The following is a 22,430-nucleotide window of genomic DNA, read 5'->3' as shown; positions in this document are numbered from 1 at the left end:
GGTGTAGCGGTATGCCGCCGAATCGTGCGACCAGTGGTTTCCTTCCGTCGCTGCGCGGGACGGCGACCTGGAAGCAGGTCCGTGGTCCGTGGTCCGTCTTCACGGTGGTCTTGTACTTGCGGGCCATCGTGTTGACGGTGGACTTGTGCTTGCCTGCCAGGGTCTTGAGCATGGAGGTTTCCATGGTCCAGTGCAGTTTCTGGAGCCGGTAGACGTCTCCGGCGAGTAGGTAGTACTGGACGACGCCCCGGTACTCTGCCTGATATTTCGACACGATGGTGTAGTCGGTGTCGTCAAGCATCTGTGGCCGTTGCGCGGGTTTGCCGCGCCGGCAGTACTGGGCACATTTGTTCCTGATCACTTCCGGGGGGACGCGTAGCCCGATCGCCCCGTTGACCGACCGGCGACCCCGGGCGATCTTGGTGTCGGAGTGCTGGGCCACGATGTCATAGCCGAGGAACCGCGCGCGCCCGGTCTGGGCGTGGGTTATCAGCGTCTTCTCCCTCGACAGTTCCAGTCTGAGTTCGTCAGCGAGGAACCGCCGGATCCTTTCGGTGATCTCAACTGCTTCGGCTTTCGGACCGCTGAACCCGAGGAGGATATCGTCCGCATACCTCACGTACCGGAGCCGCCGATAGTTCGGATCCTGTGGATCCTTGCTGGGCAGCCGGCGGCGTTGCTGCCGGAGCCGGCGTAGTTCCTGCCGGTCCCCGCGCCGCCGAGCACGGGCGATCGCGTACTCCACCTCGTTGTAGGCGGGGTTGGGCCCCCTGAGTCTGCCCCGATTGTAAGCTGGGAGCAGGTGTGTGACGACGAAGCCGTCGAGCCGGTCGAGATAGATGTTTGACAGGACGGGGGACGCCGGACCGCCCTGGGGCGCTCCGGACAGTGTTGCTTCCCATTGCCAGTCTTCCAGATACCCCGCCTGCAACATACCTTTGATGAGCCGGAGGAACCGGCTGTCGTGGATTCTCTCACCCACCGTGTCAAGCATGACCTGGTGGTCAAGTTGCTCGAAGCAGCGGGAGATGTCCCCCTCGATGAACCAGTGTGTCCCTTTCCAGACGTCGACCACCTCGCGTAGCGCTGTGTGGCAGCCTCGGCCTGGGCGGAAACCGTGGGAGCGGTCGGAGAACTGGACGTCGTAGTACGCCTCCAGCAGGAGACGCACGGCCTCGGCGACCAGCTTGTCCGACCAGGTAGGCAGGCCCAGCGGGCGTTTCTTCCCGTTCTTTTTCGGGATGTGCACCCGCTTCACCGGTTTCCATCGGTAGCGCTCGCGGCGCATCGCATGGATGATGCGTTCGATGGTCGCCAGCGACATGCCGTCCACGGTCTCCCCGGTCACCCCGGGCGTCATCGCCCCCTTGTTGGAGTACAGACGCCCGTAGGCGAGCAGGTATAGGTCCGGGTTGAACAGCTGTCGGTACACCCGCTCCAGCGGCAGCCCTCTCCTTCCACGTTCACGGAGGACACCCAGGACCGTTTCGGCGCTCTGCATTACGCATACCTCCCGTCCTTGTAATGTCCAGCCACCTGTTCCCCTTCGCCCTGTCGGCATCTTTCATGCCGTCCCTGGTGGGGCGTGACTCCCACGACTACTATGGGAACTCCGTCACCTTAGGGCTCGCGCCCCTTAGGCGATCCCGTGGTACGTCCCTGCTGTACGTATCGAGCGCGACTTAGGCGTTCCACTCATCTCCTTGAATGCCCTCGCAGGGCATCGCCCACGTCCCGGAGGTTGCACCAGCCCACGGGTTCTGGCCAGCGCAGGTCGTGGCATCGGTTTCAGACGTCTTTCCGATGGGTCCGCACATCTACCGTCTGGAGATTGGAATTCAGGCAATCCAGCTTTCGCCATATCACGCGGGTTCAACGGCGGCCCGCCTTCGACGCCTTCGCGACGCCCGCCGTCTCCTGGCATGCTGCTGTCCCCCTCACCTTTCGGATCAAGGTAAGCCAGCGAACCCAAGGATCCTCCTCCGAATCCATCCCAGCTGCGCTGGGGATACAACAGAGCGCCTCACGGCGCACACCCGCCGTGCGCCTCTCAACGCAACGGGCTCTCCACGATTCCTGCCGTCATGCGGGTAGTGCGGCCCACGGTGTGGGGATCCGGTCGCCCCGGTAGCGGTACCGGGTGACCGGTACCTTGGCCATCGGGCGCAGCTCGGTCGTCTCGGCGCGGATCGGTGTCCACCGCCCGGTGGGGTCGGTGTGCCGCGCTCGGAACTGCTTCCATCCCCAGTGATGCCGAACCATCAGCAGCCGGGCCATCCGCCACCACACCACCTGGTCAATGGTGGCGAACACGTGTTTCACCACGGCGTGCTTGAAATGGTTGGCCCACCCCTGCGTGATCTGGTTGATCTGTTTCAGCAGGTCCTCCGGGTCGCGTTGCGACGTCCTGTGGGTCAGGGCCCTGATCTTTTCCTTCACCGCCCGGATCGCCCGGTCAGCCACGAAGGTGTAGACGTACCGCTTGTTCGTCCCTCGCTTGCGCTTCCGCTGGATGCGGAAGCCCAGGAAGTCGAATCCCCGGTCCAGGTGCGTGACCTGGGTCTTCGCCTCAGAGAGACGCAGCCCTATGGTGGCCAGCACTCGGGCCACTTCCTCGCGTAGCTGGAGCGCGTCCGCCTCGGTCCCATGCACCATCACGACAACATCATCGGCGTAGCGTATGATTCTCCAGTTCGGTCGCCCCGTTCTGCGCCGGTGTACGCGCTTGCTTGAGGTCGACAGTGCCCCGCCTGGCTGCCATGCCGCGTGCAGGTGCTCGTCGAGCACCGACAAGGCGACGTTCGCCAGCAGCGGGGACAGGATGCCGCCTTGCGGGACCCCGGTGAGCGTATCCTGATTCTGGCCGTGTTCGGTAAGGACCCCGGCCTTGAGGAATGCCTTGACCAGGGCGAGAACGCGCTTATCCTTAATCCTGTTCCGGACTTGGCCCATTAACGCGGAATGATCGATTTCGTCGAAACACGCGTGAATGTCTGCGTCCAACACCCAGTGATATCCGTGGGTGCCATAGTATTGGACTTCGGCGATGGCGTCCTGTGCCCGCCGCCCTGGCCTGTACCCGTACGAGACCGGCTGGAAGTCGGCCTCGAAGATGGGTTCCAGAACCAATTTCAGCGCGGCCTGAACGACCCTATCGGCGATGGTTGGAATACCTAACCGCCGCAATTTCCCCCCGCCGGAAGGCTTGGGTATCAAACGCTCCCGCACCGGCAGCGGGCGGAAACTACCCGCTTTCAGCTGGGCGCGCAGGTCATCCAGGAACCCTGGAACGCCGGTCTCGCGCTCGACGTCGGCGACGGTCAGGCCGTCAACGCCAGCGGTCCGGGCGCCCCGGTTACCCGCGACCCGACGGTACGCCACGAGCAGCGTGGCCGGGTCGCACGCGAAGTTATACAGGTCGTCGAACCGGCAGCCAGGTTCAGCTACCGCCCAACGGTGAAGTTTGGCCTGCATCCCCGATACCCGTACGAGCGCAGGATTACGCCCTGGGGCGCCGCCATCCGGCGACGCATCTTTCGGCATTACAGCTTCCATCCCTTCTCGGTCTCGCTGTAGCCCTTCCCCATGTACCGGGCTCTCCCCGGCTCCGAGTACTACGGCTCCTCCGCCCCGCCCTCGGGTTCGGCGGTCGGTGCGCCTATCCCGCCCGGCCGGTTGGTCACCGGCAGGACAGGAACCCCTGCGGGCAGTTCCCACGTTCGCTGTCCATCGATCGACGGGTTTGGAGCCCAGCTTTATCCCTGCGGCATCGCCACGGGTACGCCGCAGACTTTCCCCGTGGCCTCCGATTTGGCCGATTGAAACCTCCCCGGAGTTCGCCCCGCCTGGCTGGCGGAGGTGCGCGCCGCTCCCGGCCCATATCCACCAGGTTTGAGCCGGTCGTGGTTTGAGAGACGTAAGATGCTGGTTCCTTGCGTACTCCTTCCCGTCTCGCTCGCCGCGCCCGCGCCATCTGGTAGTGCTGACACGCCCCGGCTTTATCAGGGCTGCTCCCGTCCTCCCGGCACCACCCGGTTAGACTGCCCCCAGCTTCAGCCAGCCTGCTGCGACAGGCCGGCGGTGAGGTCTTTCACCTCCACTCGAACAGACAGCGCCTCGTGGCGCACCAACCGGAGCCACAACGCCCTACGCGCCGTCGGCGAACGCGCGAACGCCCTGCTCAAGGTCACCTTCCAGCTCCTGCGCAACATCACGATCGACCCCTGGAAGATCGGGCTCGTCGCGAAAGCCGCCCTCGCCATCCTCCACACCGAATACCGCAGGACCGCCTGACGCCCAACACCACATCACAGGGTTGATGTCACGCAACGCCACGAGACGTTACCGGGAAAGGCTCATTAAGCTGTGCCAGATCAAGTTCTGGAACGGACGATTTGCCCTGCACCTCCGGGCAATCTCCGTACCTCGGCCGCGCTACTATGTCCACGCGTGGCCTCGGTGCCGCGCCGTGCCCACTCGGTACTTCCTGTGCCACGAACCGGACCACATCGACGGCCACGCCGGGAACCGACACACAACTCACCCCGCCGTCCAGGAAGCCCAACAGACATTCCTCGACCACATCCGTTCAGGTGATCGTGCCGAAGGGATCACCTGGCGTGGCGGCGAACGTGGCGGTTGCCCTGCTGAGGCTGATCCAGCGGGTTGTGGACCGGCGGGCGGCGGACGCGCCGGCGACATTCAAGGAGATCACGACGCCGCCTGAGTAGACAGAAGGGAAGCTTGCGTGACGATCCGGTTCGGATTCTACGGCCGCGTCTCGACTGAGGACCAGCAAGATCCGGAGGCATCCCGGGAATGGCAGCTGACCCGCTCGCGGGCGCTGACCGTGGGCCACGGTGCGATCGTTGCCGAGTACTTCGACGTCGGCCATAGCCGGGCGCTGCCGTGGAAACGCCGCCCGCAGTCGAACCTGCTCCTCGAGGAGCTACGCGACCCTGGGCGGGGCTTCGATGCGGTTGTCATCGGAGAGCCGCACCGGGCGTTCTACGGCAACCAGTTCAGCCTGATCTTCCCCGTGTTCACCCACTACAACGTCGCCCTGTGGGTACCCGAGGTCGGCGGACCGATCGACCCGGACAGCGAAGCCCACGACCTGATCATGTCCGTCTTCGGCGGGATGTCCAAGGGCGAGCGCCAACGCGTCAAGATCCGCGTGCGCACGGCCATGCAAACCCAGGCGCGCGTCGAGGGCCGGTTCCTCGGCGGTCGGCCGCCCTACGGTTATCGGCTCGCCGATGGCGGCCCGCACCCCAACCCAGGCAAGGCCGCCGATGGCAAGCGTCTTCACGTTCTGGAGGAGGACCCTGCCACCGCACCCGTCGTCGAACGGATCTTCGCCTTGTTCCTCGGCGGCATGGGCTTCTACCTGATCGCGCAGACCCTCACCGACGAGGGCATCCCCTCACCGTCGGCCTACGACCGGGGGCGCAACTCCCATCGTGACGGTGTCGCCTGGTCCAAGAGCGCCGTGCAGGTGATCCTGACCAACCCCCGCTATACGGGCCACCAGGTGTGGAACAAGCAGCGCAAGCATGAGGAGCTGCTCGACGTCGAGGACGTCGCCCTCGGCTACGAGACCAAGCTGAAGTGGAACGAGAAGGACAAGTGGGTGTGGTCCGAGCGCCCTGCCCACCCGGCAATCGTCGACGAGGGCACCTTCCTCGCCACCCAGCAGCGCCTCGGCACCCGCGGCCCGGTCTCAGATCGCATCGGCACACCGCGCACACAACATCCCTACGCTCTGCGCAGCCTGCTGCTCCACAAGCAGTGCGGTCGGCGCATGCAGGGCAACTGGAACCACGGCCACGCCCACTACCGATGCCGCTACCCCCAGGAATACGCCCTCGCCAATCACATCGATCATCCCCTGACCGTCTACGTCCGTGAGGACGCGGTCCTCCCCGCGCTCGATGGCTGGCTCGCCACCGCCTTCGACCCCGACCACATGGAGGCCACCCTCACCGCGTTGGAACAAGCGCAGCCCGACGACTCTCCCGCCGCGGATCCGCTGCAACAGGCCATCGTGGCCTGCGACCGCAAGCTCGCTCGCCACCGCGCTGCCCTCGAGGCCGGCGCAGACCCGGCCATCGTCACCGGCTGGATCGCCGAGGTCCAAGCCGAACGCGCCGATGCCGTCGCGGCCCTCGAACGTCGAGGCGACCGCGACCCAACACGACCGAAACTGAGCCGCCTCCAGATCAAGGCGCTCGTCGACGGGTTCGGTGGGCTGCTCGCGATCCTGCAAGAGGCCGACCCGGCCGACAAGGCGGAGGTCTACCGCGAACTCGGCGTAAAGTTGACCTACGACCACGAGACGGAGACGATCATGGCTGAAGCCAGACCAAGGTCATCCGTGTGCGCAGTGTCTGTGTCCGAGGGGGGACTTGAACCCCCACGCCCGTTAAAGGGCACTAGCACCTCAAGCTAGCGCGTCTGCCATTCCGCCACCCGGACCGGTGACTCCCGGGCTCGCCGCCCGGGTGCAAAGCAGATGCTACACGGTCCTGCAGCGTGCCTGTCGCAACCCCAGACCACGGCGGGATCAAGGCCAGACAGCGGCCAGCACGGGCATTCGACGAGGCCGGCGGTGCCGGAACGGGTAGTCCCCAGGTCGATCCGGGCACCCATCCCGCCCGAGCCGTCGGTGGGTCAGACGGCTGGTCGACGCCGGCAACGCCGGGGCGCGACCGGCGGGACCATCAGGCCGAGCCCGGTTGGACCATGAGCGAACGGTCGACCCGAGCTCGACCTGCTGGCCAAGGCAGCCCGGCGTGCCGACGCCTGGAGTGTCCCCGCGCGGAACATCGTCTGCCGGCCGAGTTGTAGGTCAGATGCCGTTCGGGGGTTCGATCACGGCGCGGGCCGCCTCCATCCAGTTCTGGCCCGAGAGCCCGCGGAACGCCTGGACGACCAGCGCGCCCAGGTCGAAGGCGGGGGAGAGGAGCCATTGGGCCGCGAGGCCGTCCCAGGTGGCCACGAACTGCCGTGCCACCTCTACCGGATCAAGGCTCGGAGGCGCCTGGCCGGATATCTGGCGTTCGGCGACGACCGGTGGTCTGCCCAGCGGCGGCGTGATCGCGGGTTACGAGCTCAACGCGGCGTCCGCGAAGTTCTCCTCGTTCAGAGCCTCGGGCGCGTCCGGATCGTCGTGAAGTAAAAGCGACCCGGATCCGCGGAGGGGTTCCACCACTGAAAGTCGCGGTTCGCGGCTCACGAGCCGCGACGCCGCCCGCCCCTGCTATCGCGGCCCGCGCGACAGGTGGTACGCATACGAAACGTACGTCATGTTAAACGCCTGTTCGGCGGCTGCGGTTTCCTGATCCGTTGAACACGAGGCGCACAACCAGGTTGGCGTCGTCCGCTGTTGGCGGCGCCTGGCGGCTGAGGACGCGATACAGCATTGAGCCGATGAGCACGCCCGCGATCGTCGGTACGGGCGCGTCCGGCGCGAGCTGCCCCGCCACTCGGGCGAGTTCGAGCCGGTCACGTAGGAGTTGCTCATGTGGCTGGGTGAAGCGGTCGTACAGGGTGTCGGCGACCGCGCGGTCATCGGCGGTCGCGGCGGTGAGGGCGAGGATGAGGCTCGTGCCCTCGGCCGTGGTCAGCCGTTCCGTCCAGGCGCGTAGCCAGTCGCCGAGGTCGGTCTCGATGTCACCCGTGTCGGGCAGGGGGACGAGCGGCGGTGCCAGATCGCCTTCGAGCGCGGCGTCGGCGACGACGGCGCTCTTCGAGGCCCACCAGCGGTAGATCGTCTGCTTGCCGACGCCAGCGCGGGCGGCGATCGCGTCGATCGTCAGCCGCTCATAGCCGCGTTCGAGCAGCAGGTCGCGCGCCGCGCCCAGGATCGCGAGCCGCGACATCTCGCTGCGAGGGCGGCCACCTGTCATCCGACGAGTCTAGGAGGGATGGAGGTCGGCAGGTCAGGCCATGTATAGTGCCGGTTCCGAGACAAATCGTCTCGTAACTGGGGGCGTAGGGAGCTGGACACATGCCGAACGAGGTACTTGTCGTGGTCGGTACGGGCGGCATGGGTGTCGCCATCAGTCGCCGTGTCGGCCCGGGCAAGACCCTGCTGCTGGCCGACTACAACGAGACGGCGCTGAACGCGGTCGCCGAGACCCTTCGCGACGAGGGCCATCAGGTGACGTCCTTGGCCGTGGACGTGTCGTCCCGGGAGTCCGTGTACGCGCTCGCGCGGGCGGCCGCGGCGCTCGGGCCGGTGCGGCACGTGGTCCACACCGCGGGGTTATCCCCCGCGCAGGCGCCGGTCGAGGCGATCCTGAAGGTCGACCTGTATGGCACGGCGCTCGTGCTCGACGCGTTCGGCGAGGTCATCGCCGTGGGCGGTGCCGGCGTCGTCATCTCAAGTATGTCCGGCTACCTCGCGCCGCCACCGGCACGCGAGGTCGAGGCACAGCTCGCGGGCGCGCCAACCGAGGACCTGCTACGCCTGCCCTCCACAGCGGTGGACGCCTTCTCGAGCGCCGGCTACGCATACTCCTTCGCCAAGCGCGCCAACCAGCTGCGGGTGCGGGCGGCAAGCGGGTCCTGGGGCACGCGCGGCGCGCGGGTCAACTCGATCAGCCCAGGAGTCATCTCCACCAAGATGGGCCAGCAGGAACTCGCCAGCGAGTCCGGCGCCGGCATGCGTGCCATGGTCGCGGCGTCCGGCACCGGCCGGCTGGGCTCGCCGGACGACATCGCGGCCGCGGCGGAGTTCCTCCTCTCGGCCGCGGCCTCGTTCATCACCGGAATCGACCTGCTCGTCGACGGCGGCGCGGTCGCCGCGGTCTCGACCGGACGAGTGGGTCTCACCCCGACGGGGCGCTGAGCCGCGGGCCCGACAGCGGACTGACTGTCGGCGTCATGTCGTCGGCCCTTTCAAGAGGAGTACGGCGACGTCGTCGGTGAGTGGTCCACCGTTGCGTCGTTCGATGCGTTCGATGCGGACGTCGGGGAGGGTGTCGTCGCCGGGGGGTGGGTCGATCGCGGCCACCTCGGCCAGCACGCCGTCCCAGCTGAGTCGTTCGCCGGTGGGGCCATCGCGGCCTTCACGCCCTGAAAGCGATCAACTGTCACGTCGACGACTACATTGCCCGAGTACGCATCCGACCGCCAAAAACTTGACTCATTTGTCCGGGGTCAGGATCCCAACGGCTCTAGCGCAGGACGCCGTGAACGCGGAGGTGCTCGACGAGCAGCTCACCGACGTGGCGGATGTGATCGTTCATCGCCGAGCGGGCGCGGTCGGGGTCCTTCTCGCGAAGGGCGGCAAAGATCGCGGAGTGATCGTTCGCCGAGGCGGCCGACCATCCTTCGATCTCGCCGAAGAATCGCAGCGGCACGTAGCCGACGGTGACGTTGAGCAGCGAGGCCATCCGGAAGGAGTTCGAGGCCTTGTTGATCGTCCGGTGGATCTCGTGGTTCAGGCGGTCCACCAGGTCGTCGTTCCTGGCGCGTTCGGCCCGCGCGAGCTGTTCCTGGATCGCCCCCAGCCGAGCGAGGGTGGCGTCGTCGAGCAGTCCCGCGGCGCGCGCCGCGAGCTCCCCGGCGATGTATGCCTGCAGCTGGAACAGGTCCCGTACGTCCTGTTCGGTCATGGGCACGACGCGGTAGCCGCGCCGGGGCTCCCATCGCACCGAGCCCTCGCTGTGCAGGACCATCATCGCTTCCCGTACCGGTGTCTGGCTGACCCCCAGCTCGGCCGCCAGGTGCTCGGTCCGCACGAAGTCACCGGCCGGGAACTGGCCGATCATGATTCCTTCGCGGACGTAGGCGGCGACCCGTTCGCTCAGTTGCTGCTTGCTACCGAAGGCGACGCCGCGCCCGGCCTCCGTCGTGCGTCTCGCGGACGGGGCCGCCTTCTCCGCACTCGCCGCAGGTTCCATTTTCTCCATCCTAGAGACGAGGAACTCGGCGACCGAGCCCCTCGCGTCGTCGAGCGAGTGAGCGGCCCCGTCCGTTGCGCTGATGGCCTGGCCCAGACTTTGATCACTCTTCGGGCGTCGATGGACCCTCACCAGCCTCGGTTGCACGCGATCGATGATTCTATAGAATGTAGAAAGTTCGATCTTTATCGCGAAAGAGGTCTCGCGTACGGCGAGCTTGCCGGCGACGTCGCCGTGGCATGGCTGGCTGAAGGAGAGGGACACCATGCAGGATCTCGACCCGGACGAACAGGCCATCGTCGACACCGTCCGTGACTTCGTCGACCAGGAGGTCCGCCCGGTGGCCCGGCAGCTCGAACACGAGAACGCCTATCCGGACAAGTTGATCGAGCAGATGAAGCGGCTCGGCATCTTCGGGCTGTGCATCCCCGAGCCGTACGGCGAGGTGGACGTCTCGACCGTCTGCTACGCGATGGTGACCGAGGAACTGGCCCGGGGCTGGATGAGCCTGGCCGGAGCGATGGGCGGACACACCGTGGTGTCCAAGCTCCTGCTGGAGTTCGGCACCGACGACCAGAAGCAGCGCTATCTGCCCCGCATGGCCACCGGGGAGCTGCGCGCGACGATGGCGCTGACCGAGCCGGGCGGTGGCTCGGACCTGCAAGCGATACGTACCACCGCCCGCCGTTCCAGCTCCGGTTACACGATCAACGGTACCAAGACCTGGATCACGAACGCGCGGCGCGCCGGGCTCGTGGCGCTGCTGTGCCGGACCAATCCGACCGCGACGCCCGCCGCCGATGGAATCAGCATTCTGCTGGTGGAGAAGGTTCCCGGCTTCACGGTCTCCAAGGACCTTCCCAAACTCGGCTACAAGGGTGTGGAGAGCTGCGAGCTTTCCTTCACTGACTGCCAGGTGGGGCAGGACGCAGTACTGGGCGGCGTCGAGGGCCGGGGGTTCCGCCACATGATGCGAGGCCTGGAGATCGGTCGGATCCAGGTAGCGGCCAGGGCCACGGGGGTCGGTCGGGCCGCGTTCGACGACGCTTTGCGGTACGCCCAGGAACGCGAGGCTTTCGGGAAGCCGATCTGGCGGCACCAGTCGGTCGGCAATCACCTCGCGGAAATGGCGACCAAACTGACCGCCGCCCGTCAGCTGCTCCTGTTCGCGGCGCGACGCTATGACTCCGGCGCCCGTGTGGATCTTGAAGCCGGAATGGCCAAGTACTTCTGCTCCGAGGTGGCCATGGAAGTAGCTCTGAGCGCGATTCGAGTCCACGGCGGCTACGGCTACTCGACGGAGTTCGACGTCGAGCGCTACTTCCGCGACGCACCGTTGATGATCGTCGGGGAAGGCACCAACGAGATCCAGCGCAACGTCATCGCCCGACAGCTCGTCGCGCGGAACGGACTTCCTGAGTGAACCGCCCGGCCTCCGCCGGGCACCATCTCGCTTTCGCCGTCCCGATCACGCCCGTGCCACCGGCGGGCGCTCGGGGATGCGCGGGGATGACCGACCCGGCCGACCACGCCAGCCTGGCGAGACGGCCCCGCGGAGATAACCGGCGCTCAGGCTGACGGTGCCGCGGCGCGAGGCAGGGGCGGGAAGGCCGCGACCGCGCCGAGAAACCTGCTGATCTCCCGTTCGTGGCCCTCGACGCGCACACCTGGGTGACCCGTGGCGCGCGTCGCGGGGACCGTGGCGAAGTAGTTGGCCAGGTCTCGCCTGGTACCGAGCAGCTCGACGTCCGGATCCGGGTCCGCGCGGGCCTCCAGCGTCCACCAGCCACCGCGCCCGCTGATCGTGTAGGCGTCGTCGTGGTCGAGGGTCCGGACCACCCAGGTGGCCGGGCCGACATCGAGCTTCTCGCGGTCCAGGACGAGGCGCACGGAGTTGAGCAGGTGCTCGGGATGGGTCGGCTCGCCCGGCGCGGGCGGCGCCGCGAGATGGCGCAGACCCCACAGCGCGAGTTCGTCCAGGGAAGGCGCGAGGTCGTGGCCGGCCGGCGTGAGGCTGTACCAGACCTCGCGCCGACCCGGCTGCCGATCGACGCAGACGAGTCCCTCTGATTCGAGATCACGCAGCCGCTGCGTCAGGGTCCGCGGTGTGATGCCGCCGAGCCGGTCCATCAGGTCGGTGAAGCGTTTCGGGCCGGTCAGCAGGTCGCGTACGACGAGCAGTGCCCAGCGATCTCCCAGGCGCTCGAGGGTCTTGGCGAGCATGCAGAAGTGCGCGTACGCGGAGCGCGGCGTGGTCGGCACCCGTCGAGCTTACCCTCTCGTAGAGATACTATATCTACGATAGTATTCGCCGCATGGTGAACGAGACCCGACGGATCTTCCGGGGCACCGACGAGGCCGAGGCCGCCCGCCGCGCGTACGAGGCGTCGCTGCCCTCCCCGCCTCGTCCCGACCGCGTCGAGGCCGCCTGGCTGCGCGAGCTGTGCCTGCGGGCCGGTGCCGCCGATGTCGGTTTCGTGGACGTCGGCCGGGCCGGCCTGGGGGCGGAGAACGACAACGCCCGCCGGGTCTTCCCCGCCGTCAGGGCGCTGATCTGTCTCGTCGGGATCTCGAACCGTGACGCGATCCGATCGACCTCGCGCGCCACGGCCAACAACGCCTGGCATCGCACCGGCGACAAGCTCGAAAGCGCGGCCGCGCGGATCTGCGAGGAGCTGGCCGAGGCCGGTGTCCGCGCGATCCCCACCAACATGGGATTCCCGATGGACGTGCAGGCCCCGCCCGGTCAGGCGAGCTGGGCCATCGCGCACAAGATCGTGGCCGTCGAGGCCGGCATGGGCCACATGGGCACCAACCGCAACATCATCCATCCGAAGTTCGGAAACTTCGTACTGCTCGACACCGTCCTGATCGACGCGGAGATCGACGCCTACGACCAGCCGCTGGACTACAACCCGTGCCTGGGCTGCAACCTGTGCGTCGCGGCCTGCCCGGTCGGGGCGATCAGCAACGTCGGGGACTTCGACTTCTTCGCCTGCCTCGGGCACAACTACCGTGAGTTCCCGTTCAGCGCCACCGACTGGGTCGACGCCGTGGCCGGCGGGGACGCCAGCGCCTACCGCGCGAAGTTCCGCGAGGACGAGACCCTGTCCATGCTGCAGTCCCTGGCGTTCGAGCCGAACTACAAGTCCGCCTACTGCATGGCGGTGTGCCCGGCCGGCGAGGACGTCATCGGCCCCTACCTCGCCGACAAGGCGCGCCACCGCGACGACGTGCTGCTCCCGCTCCGTCGGCACCCCGAACCGGTCTACGTGCAGTCCGGCAGCCACGCCGAAAAGACGGCGGCCCGCAACCCGGCCAAACGCGTGCGTTACCTCGATTTCAAACCCGACGTCTCCACCGTCGCCAACTTCGCCCTCGGCCTGCGGCACATGTTCACGCCGAGCACACCTCGGATGGACGGGCTTCGGGTCGAGTTTCGTTTTCCCGACGGCGCCCTGCTCGCCACCGTCAGGAACCAAGGACTCACGACGGGCCCGACCGACGGCCAGCCCGTGGACGCGACCGTGGTCTGCGACGCGCTCGACTACATCAGGATCCTGCACCGCCCGATCGCCGGCCGCCCTGCCTACACCGAGCCGGACAGCTACACCGTCAAAGGTGATCCGTCCGTGTTCCAACGCCTGCTGGCATGTCTCACGTGACCCGGTGGATCTTGATCAGGCTTGGAGCGCTTCGTCGGCCGCGGGACTGATGGCGGTTGGTGTCAGTCCACCCGGCGTACTCGGTGATTGATCGGGTCGGCGACGTAGAGGGTGTCGGGCCGGCCGGCGTGATCACTGCGGGTGTGGGGTCTCGCCGCGCTCGAGCATCGCGACGAGCTTCGCGAGCCGGTTCGCCCGGCTCGACGGGCTCGGCGCGGTCGTGATCCGGTGGATGACCGAGTACCGGTTCTGGCTGTTCAGCCGCGCGAAGAGCGCCGCGGCGGCTGAGGATGCCACCAGCGCCGCGGCCAGGTCGTCCGGCACCTGCGCCGTCGCCGAACCGGCGTAGGCACGTGCCCAGCGCCCGTCCGCCTTCGCGCGGTCGATCTCGGCCTGGCCGCGCGGGCGCATCCGCCCCTCGGCGGTCAGCCCGGCCACCAGGTCGATGTTCCGCCGCGACCAGAGCGACGCTCGCCGACGCGGGCTGAACCGCTGCCGGAACGTCGCGGCGTCGAAGGCCCTCCGCTGCCCGTCGATCCACCCGCTGCACAACGCCTCGTCGAGCGCACGGTCATAGCTCAGCGAGGTCGGCGAGACCGTGCCCTTCTTCGCCAGGAGGAGCCAGACGCCATCGAAGGTGTCCTCGTGCACGTCGAGCCACGCCCGCCAGGCCGCGGCATCCGCGACGACGAGAACCTCCGGCTCCTCACCCATCGCGGCGTCCCTCCCAGACTCTTATCCGTCATTGCTCATCGTAGGAACGACCTCGGGCTCGGCGGTCTCCGGGCGTACTGGCTCACCTGATCCGCTCGAACTTGGTCCAGCCGCGCCAGCCGCGCTCTTCGAGCAGTTCCATGAGCCGACGGGCGATCGGCAGCGAGTCGAGGAAGAAGGAATCGAGGAGGTCCGCGAGCTCGTCGGTGATCTCCTGGTCATGGTCCTCCCATCCCTCCATACCGGCGGTCTCGAGAGAGGCGACAAGCCGGTCGGCCACAGCCGCCAGCCGCGGGTCGTCCACCTCCCAGTCGATCATCGCGGCGAGATCCCAGTAGAGCTCGACCGTCTCCGGGTTGTCGAGCTCCTGCTCCTTCAGCTTCATGTAGAGCGACATGTGCTGCGGGAGCTGGGCGGCGACCAGGATCCAGCCGTCCCGCTCGCCCTGGATCATTTGTTCCGGCAATCCGAGCTCGCGCAGTCGGTCGAGGTAGGCCACCGCCTCCGGCGGCAGGGCCAGGCTGTCCCCGGCCGCCAGCTGCGCGATCCGCTCGCGGTGTCGTTGCCGCTCCCTGATCTCCGCGCGCAGGCGCCGGTCGATGTCTGCGACGGCGGCGTTGAACTCCTCCTCGCCGGCGGCCAGGAGCTCGCGGACGCGCGCGAGCGGCACGCCGGCCTCAGCGAGCGTACGAATCTTGATGAGCTCGACGACGGCGCGGGCGTCGTAGCGCCGGTAGCCGGAGCGGTCGCGCTCCGGCTCCGGCAGGAGGCCCTTGACGTGGTAGTGCCGCACCGCGCGCACGGTGACGCCGGCGTACGACGCCAGCTGGCTGATCGTGAGCACCGCGCCAGTCTCCTCGAAGGCCAAAGGGCGTGCGGAAATGCTCCTCCTCCGCACGCCCGGCGGACAGAGTCCCCAGGATCACTATTTCGCGGGCACGCGCAGGAACAGCCGACGCGACCAGAGGTAGCCGAGCAGCGCGATCAGGACGCACCAGCCGATCGCGAACCACAGGTCGGAGTCCGGGTGCGCGCCCGTGACGAGTGCGCGCAGCGTGTCGATCATCGGGGTGAACGGCTGGTGCTCCGCGAACTGGCGCAGCCCGGCCGGCATCGCGTCGGTCGGCACGAAGCTGCTGCTGACGAACGGCAGGATCATCAGGAACAGCGGGGTGTTGCTGGCCGTCTCGACGCTGTCCGCCGCCAGGCCCATGCCGACGGTCAGCCAGGTGAGCGAGAACGCGATGAGGATCAGCAGCCCGATCGCACCGAGCCAGCCGAGCGGACCGGCGTCGGAGCGGAACCCGAGCAGGAACGCGAACGCCGTCACGATCACCACGGCGAATCCGGTCCTGATGACGGCGCCCAGCACGTGGCCGGTGAGCACCGACACCCGGGCGATGTTCATCGTGCGGAACCGGGCGATGATCCCGGTGGTCATGTCGGTCGCGGTCGAGATCGCGGTGCCGAGCGCGACGCTGGCGACGGTCATGAACAGGATGCCCGGCGTGATGAACACGAGGTAGTCCCCGCGGTCGCCGCCGCCGTCCTGGCCCGGCAGGCCGGCGCCCAGGGTTCCGCCGAACACGTACACGAACAGCAGCAGGAACAGGATCGGTTGTGCGATCAGCATGATCGACAGCGAGGGATAGCGGCGGATGTGCAGCAGGTTGCGCCGCAGCATCGTCATCGAGTCACGGACGGTGTAGGTGGTGCTCATGCGGGGATCCCCTCGGATGCGGGCACCTCGGCCGCGTGGCCGGTGAGCGCGAGGAACACGTCGTCGAGGTCGGCGGACCCGACCGTCAGGCCGGCGACGCCGTCGTCGTCGAGGCCGTCGAGCACGCGGCGCAGCCCGGCGATGCTGCCGTCGTTCGGCACCTGCAGGGTGAGTGCCTCGGCGTCGGTGGTGGCCTCCGGGTGCGCCGCCGCCGCCGCGGCCAGGCCCGCGGCGTCGGTGAACTGCACCGACACGTGCCCACCGGGCACCCGCCGCTTCAGCTGGGCGGCTGTGCCTTCGGCGACCAGGCGGCCCTTGTCGAGGACTCCGATCCGGTCGGCCAGCTGGTCGGCCTCCTCGAGGTACTGCGTCGTCAGCAGCACCGTCACGCCGTCGGCGACCTGCTCGCGCACGATCGCCCACAGTTCGCGCCTGCTGCGCGGGTCGAGACCGGCCGTCGGCTCGTCGAGGAAGATCAGCCGGGGCCGGGCGATGAGCGTCATCGCCAGATCCAGCCGCCGCTTCATGCCGCCCGAGTAGGTCTGCGCCCGCCGGTCGGCCGCGTCGACGAGGTCGAAGCGCTCCAGCATCACGGTCACGGCGGTGGTCGCGGTCGCCCGGTCCAGGTGCGCCAGGTCGGCCATCAGCCGCAGGTTCTCGCGGCCGGTGAGCAACTCGTCGATCGCCGAGAACTGCCCGGTGACACCGATCGCGGCGCGCGCCCCGGCGGGTTCGCGCCGTACGTCGAAGCCGGCGACGCGGATCTCGCCGTCATCGGGGGCCAGCAAGGTGGAGAGGATGTTGACGATGGTCGTCTTGCCGGCGCCGTTGGGTCCGAGGAGTGCGTAGACGGTGCCCTCCGGGACGGTCAGGTCGACGCCGTCCAGCACGGTGTGGTCGCCGTAGGACTTGGTGAGTCCGGAGACCTCGATCGCGGGGTTGGTAACGCTCATGCCGCCATGCTGGAACCCTGACGCAGGGGCAAGGTCAAGCCGCTGCCGGCAGGAACTTTTCTGGGCCGCTCGACGAGGTCCAGGAGTCGGACACACACCAGTAGCGCCGGCTCTCACTCATGTCGTGAGAGGGGATTTCCGGCGTCGGCCGGTTGTTCAGCTGGTCTCGCGTCGTACGAGGGTGGGTTTCGGCGAGGTGCGCGGGGCGGGCAGGGGGCGACGGTCGACCCGGTGCAGCACGAAGTCGGCGAAGCCGCGTCCGAGAGCGGCGGTGTCGATCCGGATGGTGGACAGCGCGGGTACGAACATCGTCGCGATCGGGGAGTCGTCGTGGCCGATGACCGCGATGTCCGCGGGCATTCGCAGGCCGGCGCGGACCGCCGCGCTGGCTATCGCGGCGGCGACGTCGTCGTTGAAGGCGACGACGCCGGTGATGCCGGCATCGAGCCACCGGCGGACCGCGACGTCAGGGGAGTCGTCGCGGTAGTCGACGGACTCCAGGTCAGGTGTGGCCAGGCCCAGGAGGCGAGCTCGATCGGACGCCGCCTGGTGGCGGGCGATGACCAGCGAGGATGCGCGCGTCTCGGTGAAGGCGGCGTACACCAGCTTTCGGTGGCCGCGCTCGTGGAGGTGGTCGACCTGGAGTTCCGGTCCGGCGCTGAACGCCAGGGAGACATCGGGAAGGTCCGGGCGGTCGGGATCCGGATAGATCTCCCTGACTCCGCAGGCCAGCATGGACGCGACATCGGGTGAGCTGAACGGGAGAGTGCCGAGTACAAGGTCGGGGTTGAGGGACTCCCACAGAGGTCGGGCCGCCTGGTCGGGGTGACGGGTGTAGGTCACCAGCGAGTACCCGGCCTTGTCCAGCACGAGGGAGGCCTCGTCCAGATAGTCCCGCATCCGGAACTCCACCGGCCAGTCGGGCAGCACGAGCAGGATGATCCGGCTGCGTCCGCTGGCGAGCGCGCGTGCGGCGCTGTTCGGCCGGTAGCCGAGGCGTTCGGCGGCCCGCAGCACCCGTTCGCGGGTGCTCTCCGGGATCGTCTGGCCCGGGGTGTTGTTCAGGACGAACCCGACGGTCGCCCGTGACACCCCCACCTCGCGGGCGACGTCCAAGGCGGTCACCCGCCGACTGGTGGTCGGCTCTGGCACGACGGCCACCGCTTGGCCCTCCCGTCGCTCCGAAACACGTTGGACTTGTGCGCGCTAGTTGCTGATGCTAGCTGACGTCCCGCGTCACTAGCACCCGCTAGTGGCGTCGGGCACGGAAGGTGTCGTCGCTCCGAGTCTGCCCGCTCGTGTCTCATGCCCGCCGCGGGGCCTACCTGCCGTCGGCTGTCGCCTGACGCTGCCGACCTGACACTTCAGTGCGGGCGGCGTGGTCACCCGGAGGGTGCTGGCTGGTCGTGCTGACCGTAGGAGCTCTGGTAACGGTTGTAGAACCGGTCGACCAGGTCGGCGGGGATGGGTTTGGGTATGCCGAGCTGGTGGGCGAAGTGGACGCTGCGGGCGACGTCCTCGCACATGACGGCGGCTTTGACGGCCGCCCGGGCGTCAGGACCGATGGTGAACACACCGTGGTTGGCCATCAGCACGGCGGGGGAGCGGTGCCCGTCGAGGGTGGCGACGATGCCGCGGCCGATGGAGTCGTCTCCGATGGTGGTGAGCGGGCCGACGGGGATGGGGCCGCCGAACTCGTCGGCCATCGCGGACAGCACGCAGGGGATGGGTTCATGGCGGGCGGCCCAGGCGCAGGCGTAGGGCGAGTGGGTGTGCACGACGCCGCCGACGTCCGGGCGGTGGCGGTAGACGTAGGCGTGCGCGGCGGTGTCGCTGGACGGGCTGAGGTCTCCGTCGAGCACGGTGCCGTGCAGGTCGCAGACGACCATCGTGCGGGCCGTCAGCGCGGCGTAGTCGATCCCGGAGGGTTTGATCACCAGGACCTCGTCGCCGTTCGCGTCGCGGGCGCGGGCGGAGACATTGCCGGAGGTCCAGGCGACCAGGCCGTTGTCGACGAGGGACAGGTGCAGGTCGACGAGCTGTTCGCGGGCCGCGTCGACTCCGGGCCAGCGTGGCTGGGTGCTCATCGAGGGCCTCCGGTCAGCCTGGTTGGTTCGGGGACGGTGGCCCCGCCGGGCGGTGGCGGCGCGGAGGGCGCCGAGTCCCGCGTCGCCGGGTCCCGCGTCGCCGGTGCGGAGCCGCGCAGGGCTTCGTCGCGCAGCGCGCGCAGGTCGTGCAACACGCCCCCGGACGTGGTGCCGACGCCGCCGAAGTAGTCGTGCAGGGCGCGGTAGCCGGCGTAGAGGCGGGTGTAGGTGGCGTGCCGGGCCGGGTCGGGTCGGTAGGCGTCGCGGTGCACCCGGCTCATGGCGGCCGCGGCGGCCGGGACGTCGGGGTAGGCGCCGGCCGCGACGGCGGCGTGGATCGCGGAGCCGAGCGCCGGGGCCTGGCTGGTCGCGGCGATGTGGATGGGGTAGCCGAGGACGTCGGCGTAGAGCTGCATGAGGGTGGCGTTCTGGATGAGCCCACCGGCGGCGTAGAACTGGCGGACCGGGACGCCCGCGTCGCGGAAGGCGTCGAGGATGCGGCGGGTGCCGAACGCGGTGGCCTCCAGCAGCGCGCGGTAGACGTGTTCGGGACGGGTCGTCAGCGTCAGGCCGACGACCACGCCGGACAGGGTGTGGTCGACGAGGACGGATCGGTTGCCGTTCATCCAGTCCAGGGCGAGCAGTCCGTGGGCGCCGACCGGGTCGTCGGCGGTCAGCGCGGTGAGGTGCTGGTGCAGCGACACCCCGGCGGCCCGCGCGGCGTGGCGGTAGGCGTCGGGGACGTGGTGCTCGGTCCACCAGGCGAAGATGTCGCCCACGCCGGACTGGCCGGCCTCGTAGCCGTAGCGGCCGGCGATGATGCCGCCGTCGACGACGCCGCACATGCCGGGAACCTCGGCGAGTGTGTCGGCGGACATGACGTGGCAGGTGGACGTGCCCATGACCGCGAGCATGTGGCCGGGCTCGGTGACCCCGACCGCGGGGGCGCTGACGTGGGCGTCGACGTTGCCGACCGCGACGACCGTGCCGGCCGGCAGCCCGGTCCACCAGGCGGCGCCGCTCGTCAGGCGCCCGGCGGGGGCGCCGAGCGGGAGCAGGCTGGTGGACAGTCGGGTGTCCGGGTAGTCGGCGAACGCGGGGTTGAGGGCGGTGAAGAAGTCGCGGTTGGGGTAGGCGCCGTCCTGGAAGATCCCTTTGTATCCGGCGGTGCAGGTGTTGCGGGTCTCCACGCCGGTGAGCTGCCAGACGATCCAGTCGGCGGCCTCGATCCAGCGTTCGGTGGCGGCGTAGATCTCGGGGTCCTCCTCGAGGACCTGGAGTGCCTTGGCGACCTGCCACTCGCTGGAGATCTTCCCGCCGTACCGGGCGATCCACGGCTCGCCGCGCTCGTGGGCGAGGGCGTTGACCCGGTCGGCGTGTGGCTGGGCGGCGTGGTGTTTCCAGAGCTTCGGCCAGGCGTGCGGCCGGTCGGCATAGCCTGGCAGGTGGCACAGCGGAGTGCCGTCGGCCGTGGTCGGCAGCACGGTGCAGGCGGTGAAGTCGGTGCCGATGCCGATAATGCGGGCCGGGTCGACGCCCGCGTCGCGTACCGCGTCGGGGACGGCCGTGGCGAGGACCTCGATCCAGTCGCGTGGGTTCTGCAGCGCCCAGTCCGGCGGCAGCTCCCGGCCGCCCGGGAGCCGGCTGTCGATCACCCCGTCGGGGTAGGGGTGCACGGCGGTCGACAGCTCGTGCCCGTCGCGGACCCGGATCACGCTGGCGCGGCCGGACAGGGTGCCGAAGTCGATGCCGACGACGTACGCGTCCCGGGCGGCGGGATCGGGATTGGCGGTCATGGCGCTCCTCGCGCGGATGGGCCGGGCACCGGCTAGCGGCGGCGGTCGAGGCTGAAGTAGAGGTCGTTCAGCCGCAGGCCGGCGACGAAGGAGCGGACCGTGGTCTCGGCGTCGATGAGCGCGAGCTCGATGCCGGTCATGCCGGCGAACATGTCCAGCATGTCGACGTCGACGGCGGTGGAGAGGACGGTGTGGTGGGGGCCGCCGGCGGTCAGCCAGCATTCGGCGGAGGTCGGCAGGTCCGGCCGCGGGGCCCAGACCGCGCAGGCGACCGGCAGCCTCGGCAGCTCGTGGTCGGGCTCGACGACGTCGATGGTGTTGGCCACGAGCCGGAACCGGCCGCCGAGGTCGCAGAGCCCCACCACGAGGCCCGGCCCGGGTGCCGCGGTGAACCGGAGCCGGACGGGGTCCTGACGGCCGCCGATGCTCAGTGGGTGGATCTCGGCCGTGGGGCGGGCCGCTGAGATCGTCGGGCAGACCTCCAGCATGTGGGCGCCGAGAATGCGCTGCGGCCCGGGGCCGAGGTGGTACGTGTAGTCCTCCATGAAGGAGGTACCGCCGGGCAGGCCCGCGCCCATGACCTTGACGGCGCGCAGCAGCAGGGCGGTCTTCCAGTCTCCCTCGCCGCCGAAGCCGTACCCGTCCGCCATCAGCCGCTGCACCGCCAGGCCGGGCAGCTGGCGCAGCCCGCCGAGATCCTCGAAGTTGGTGGTGAACGCGCGGTAGCCGCCGTCGGTGAGGAACCGGCGCAGCCCGGCCTCCACCCGGGCCGCGTAGCGCAGCGACGAGTGGCGTTCGCCGCCGGCGCGCAGCTCGGGGGCGACGTCGTACTGCTCGTCGTAGACGCTGGCGAGCTCGTCGATCGCGTCGTCGTCGACCGCGTCCACCACGTCGACCAGGTCGTTCACCGAGTGGGTGTTGACGGCGACGCCAAAACGGATCTCGGCCGCCACCTTGTCGCCTTCGGTCACGGCCACGCCGCGCATGTTGTCGCCGAAGCGGACGAGCCGCATCCCGCGCAGGTCGGCGCGGGCGGTCGCGACACGGGCCCAGCGGCCGACGCGGTGGCGGGTGCGCGGGTCGTCGACATGCCCGACGATCGTCACCCTGGGCATCCGCAGCCGGGTCTGGATGTAGCCGAACTCCCGGTCGCCGTGGGCGGCCTGGTTGAGGTTCATGAAGTCCATGTCGAGGCTCTCCCAGGGCAACGCCTGGTTGGCCTGGGTGTGCAGGTGCAGCAACGGCTTGTCGAGCGCCTCCAGCCCGCGGATCCACATCTTCGCCGGAGAGAAGGTGTGCATCCAGGCGATCACCCCGATGCATGACGGGTCGGCGTTGGCCTGCTGGCAGACGGCGGCGATGGTGTCCGCGTCGGTCAGCACCGGCTGCCAGGCGATGCGCGCCGGGATCGTGTCGTCGCCGTCCAGCCCGTCGGCGATGCGGCGGGACTGCGCCGCGACCTGCTCAAGGGTCTCGGGACCGTACAGGTGCTGGCTGCCCGTCAGGAACCAGACCGTGGCGTCGGACAGGACGGACACCGTCTGCCGGAGGGCGGGTAACGACATGCGGCCTCGTTTCAGCGCG

At 68.8% G+C, this 22,430-nt stretch carries 18 protein-coding genes, 1 tRNA gene and 3 pseudogenes; 5 read left to right on the top strand and 17 right to left on the bottom strand.

The window, feature by feature from the left end; genetic code table 11:
• Both QOZ89_RS26090 and ltrA read right to left on the bottom strand, forming a co-directional pair.
• Positions 1-1,501: reverse transcriptase/maturase family protein (locus QOZ89_RS26090; RefSeq protein ID WP_312625902.1), on the bottom strand; the 1,501-nt coding region annotated here is incomplete at its 3' end.
• 581 nt (positions 1,502-2,082) lie between these two features.
• Entirely contained in the window at positions 2,083-3,555 is a 1,473-nt protein-coding gene (ltrA, locus tag QOZ89_RS26085) for a group II intron reverse transcriptase/maturase (RefSeq protein ID WP_241841668.1), read from the bottom strand.
• 573 nt (positions 3,556-4,128) lie between these two features.
• Between ltrA and QOZ89_RS26080 the strand changes: the two are divergent.
• Both QOZ89_RS26080 and QOZ89_RS26075 read left to right on the top strand, forming a co-directional pair.
• Positions 4,129-4,293 (top strand): annotated as a pseudogene (locus QOZ89_RS26080) (IS5/IS1182 family transposase); the annotation flags it as partial.
• Between the two features lie 454 nt (positions 4,294-4,747).
• Positions 4,748-5,647, top strand: a pseudogene (locus QOZ89_RS26075) (recombinase family protein); the annotation flags it as partial.
• A 75-nt stretch (positions 5,648-5,722) separates the two neighbouring features.
• Here the strand turns inward: QOZ89_RS26075 and QOZ89_RS26070 are convergent.
• The 4 genes from QOZ89_RS26070 to QOZ89_RS26055 form a co-directional block, all read right to left on the bottom strand.
• On the bottom strand, positions 5,723-6,268 hold the full coding sequence (locus QOZ89_RS26070; RefSeq protein ID WP_241841667.1) for a hypothetical protein: 546 nt from the start codon (positions 6,266-6,268) through the stop codon (positions 5,723-5,725).
• A 124-nt stretch (positions 6,269-6,392) separates the two neighbouring features.
• Positions 6,393-6,477 (bottom strand) — tRNA-Leu (locus tag QOZ89_RS26065).
• Positions 6,478-6,850: 373 nt separating this feature from the next.
• Complete coding sequence (locus QOZ89_RS26060; protein ID WP_312625899.1) at positions 6,851-7,015, bottom strand: hypothetical protein; 165 nt, start codon at positions 7,013-7,015, stop codon at positions 6,851-6,853.
• Between the two features lie 295 nt (positions 7,016-7,310).
• Positions 7,311-7,910 (bottom strand): TetR/AcrR family transcriptional regulator, encoded by a 600-nt coding sequence (locus QOZ89_RS26055; protein WP_071048447.1) that lies wholly within the window; start codon positions 7,908-7,910, stop codon positions 7,311-7,313.
• Positions 7,911-8,011: 101 nt separating this feature from the next.
• On the opposite strand from QOZ89_RS26055, the gene QOZ89_RS26050 reads away from it, so the two are divergent.
• Positions 8,012-8,854 (top strand): SDR family oxidoreductase, encoded by an 843-nt coding sequence (locus QOZ89_RS26050; protein ID WP_071048446.1) that lies wholly within the window; start codon positions 8,012-8,014, stop codon positions 8,852-8,854.
• 33 nt (positions 8,855-8,887) lie between these two features.
• On the opposite strand, the pseudogene QOZ89_RS26045 reads toward QOZ89_RS26050, so the two are convergent.
• Together QOZ89_RS26045 and QOZ89_RS26040 are read right to left on the bottom strand one after the other, a co-directional pair.
• Positions 8,888-9,076, bottom strand: a pseudogene (locus tag QOZ89_RS26045) (serine/threonine protein phosphatase); the annotation flags it as partial.
• A 106-nt stretch (positions 9,077-9,182) separates the two neighbouring features.
• On the bottom strand, positions 9,183-9,911 hold the full coding sequence (locus QOZ89_RS26040; protein WP_083418519.1) for a GntR family transcriptional regulator: 729 nt from the start codon (positions 9,909-9,911) through the stop codon (positions 9,183-9,185).
• 265 nt (positions 9,912-10,176) lie between these two features.
• Here QOZ89_RS26040 and QOZ89_RS26035 point away from each other — a divergent pair, with 265 nt between their 5' ends.
• Positions 10,177-11,334, top strand: coding sequence for an acyl-CoA dehydrogenase family protein (locus QOZ89_RS26035; RefSeq protein ID WP_312625896.1), 1,158 nt, complete (start codon positions 10,177-10,179; stop codon positions 11,332-11,334).
• A 146-nt stretch (positions 11,335-11,480) separates the two neighbouring features.
• Here QOZ89_RS26035 and QOZ89_RS26030 read toward each other — a convergent pair whose 3' ends face one another.
• Positions 11,481-12,173 (bottom strand): winged helix-turn-helix transcriptional regulator, encoded by a 693-nt coding sequence (locus QOZ89_RS26030; protein WP_071048444.1) that lies wholly within the window; start codon positions 12,171-12,173, stop codon positions 11,481-11,483.
• Between the two features lie 53 nt (positions 12,174-12,226).
• Here QOZ89_RS26030 and QOZ89_RS26025 point away from each other — a divergent pair, with 53 nt between their 5' ends.
• Positions 12,227-13,576, top strand: a complete 1,350-nt coding sequence (locus QOZ89_RS26025) for a 4Fe-4S binding protein (RefSeq protein ID WP_312625893.1) — start codon at positions 12,227-12,229, stop codon at positions 13,574-13,576.
• A 132-nt stretch (positions 13,577-13,708) separates the two neighbouring features.
• Here QOZ89_RS26025 and QOZ89_RS26020 read toward each other — a convergent pair whose 3' ends face one another.
• The 8 genes from QOZ89_RS26020 to araA all read right to left on the bottom strand — a co-directional run bounded on the left by QOZ89_RS26020 (position 13,709) and on the right by araA (position 22,411).
• Positions 13,709-14,290 carry a YdeI/OmpD-associated family protein gene (locus tag QOZ89_RS26020; RefSeq protein WP_071048442.1) on the bottom strand — a complete coding sequence of 194 codons (582 nt, stop codon included), beginning with the start codon at positions 14,288-14,290 and terminating at the stop codon, positions 13,709-13,711.
• Positions 14,291-14,372: 82 nt separating this feature from the next.
• Positions 14,373-15,134, bottom strand: a complete 762-nt coding sequence (locus QOZ89_RS26015) for a MerR family transcriptional regulator (protein WP_071048457.1) — start codon at positions 15,132-15,134, stop codon at positions 14,373-14,375.
• Positions 15,135-15,215: 81 nt separating this feature from the next.
• Positions 15,216-16,010, bottom strand: a complete 795-nt coding sequence (locus tag QOZ89_RS26010; protein ID WP_071048441.1) for an ABC transporter permease — start codon at positions 16,008-16,010, stop codon at positions 15,216-15,218.
• On the bottom strand, positions 16,007-16,963 hold the full coding sequence (locus tag QOZ89_RS26005) for an ABC transporter ATP-binding protein (RefSeq protein ID WP_071048440.1): 957 nt from the start codon (positions 16,961-16,963) through the stop codon (positions 16,007-16,009). Before QOZ89_RS26005 ends, QOZ89_RS26010 begins: the two co-directional genes overlap by 4 nt.
• Before the next feature lie 156 nt (positions 16,964-17,119).
• Positions 17,120-18,115: a LacI family DNA-binding transcriptional regulator gene (locus tag QOZ89_RS26000; RefSeq protein ID WP_071048456.1), complete on the bottom strand. Its 996-nt coding sequence runs from the start codon at positions 18,113-18,115 to the stop codon at positions 17,120-17,122.
• Positions 18,116-18,345: 230 nt separating this feature from the next.
• On the bottom strand, positions 18,346-19,050 hold the full coding sequence (locus tag QOZ89_RS25995; RefSeq protein ID WP_071048439.1) for an L-ribulose-5-phosphate 4-epimerase: 705 nt from the start codon (positions 19,048-19,050) through the stop codon (positions 18,346-18,348).
• On the bottom strand, positions 19,047-20,846 hold the full coding sequence (gene araB, locus QOZ89_RS25990; RefSeq protein ID WP_083418518.1) for a ribulokinase: 1,800 nt from the start codon (positions 20,844-20,846) through the stop codon (positions 19,047-19,049). The genes QOZ89_RS25995 and araB overlap by 4 nt, the downstream gene beginning before the upstream one ends.
• A gap of 32 nt (positions 20,847-20,878) precedes the next feature.
• Complete coding sequence (araA, locus tag QOZ89_RS25985; RefSeq protein ID WP_071048438.1) at positions 20,879-22,411, bottom strand: L-arabinose isomerase; 1,533 nt, start codon at positions 22,409-22,411, stop codon at positions 20,879-20,881.
• Positions 22,412-22,430 lie beyond the last annotated feature (19 nt).

The organism is Pseudofrankia coriaricola (assembly GCF_032027725.1).
Classification (GTDB): domain Bacteria; phylum Actinomycetota; class Actinomycetes; order Frankiales; family Frankiaceae; genus Pseudofrankia.
The sequence above is the reverse complement of the archived record's forward strand: the minus strand, read 5'-3'. Positions and strand labels throughout refer to the sequence as shown.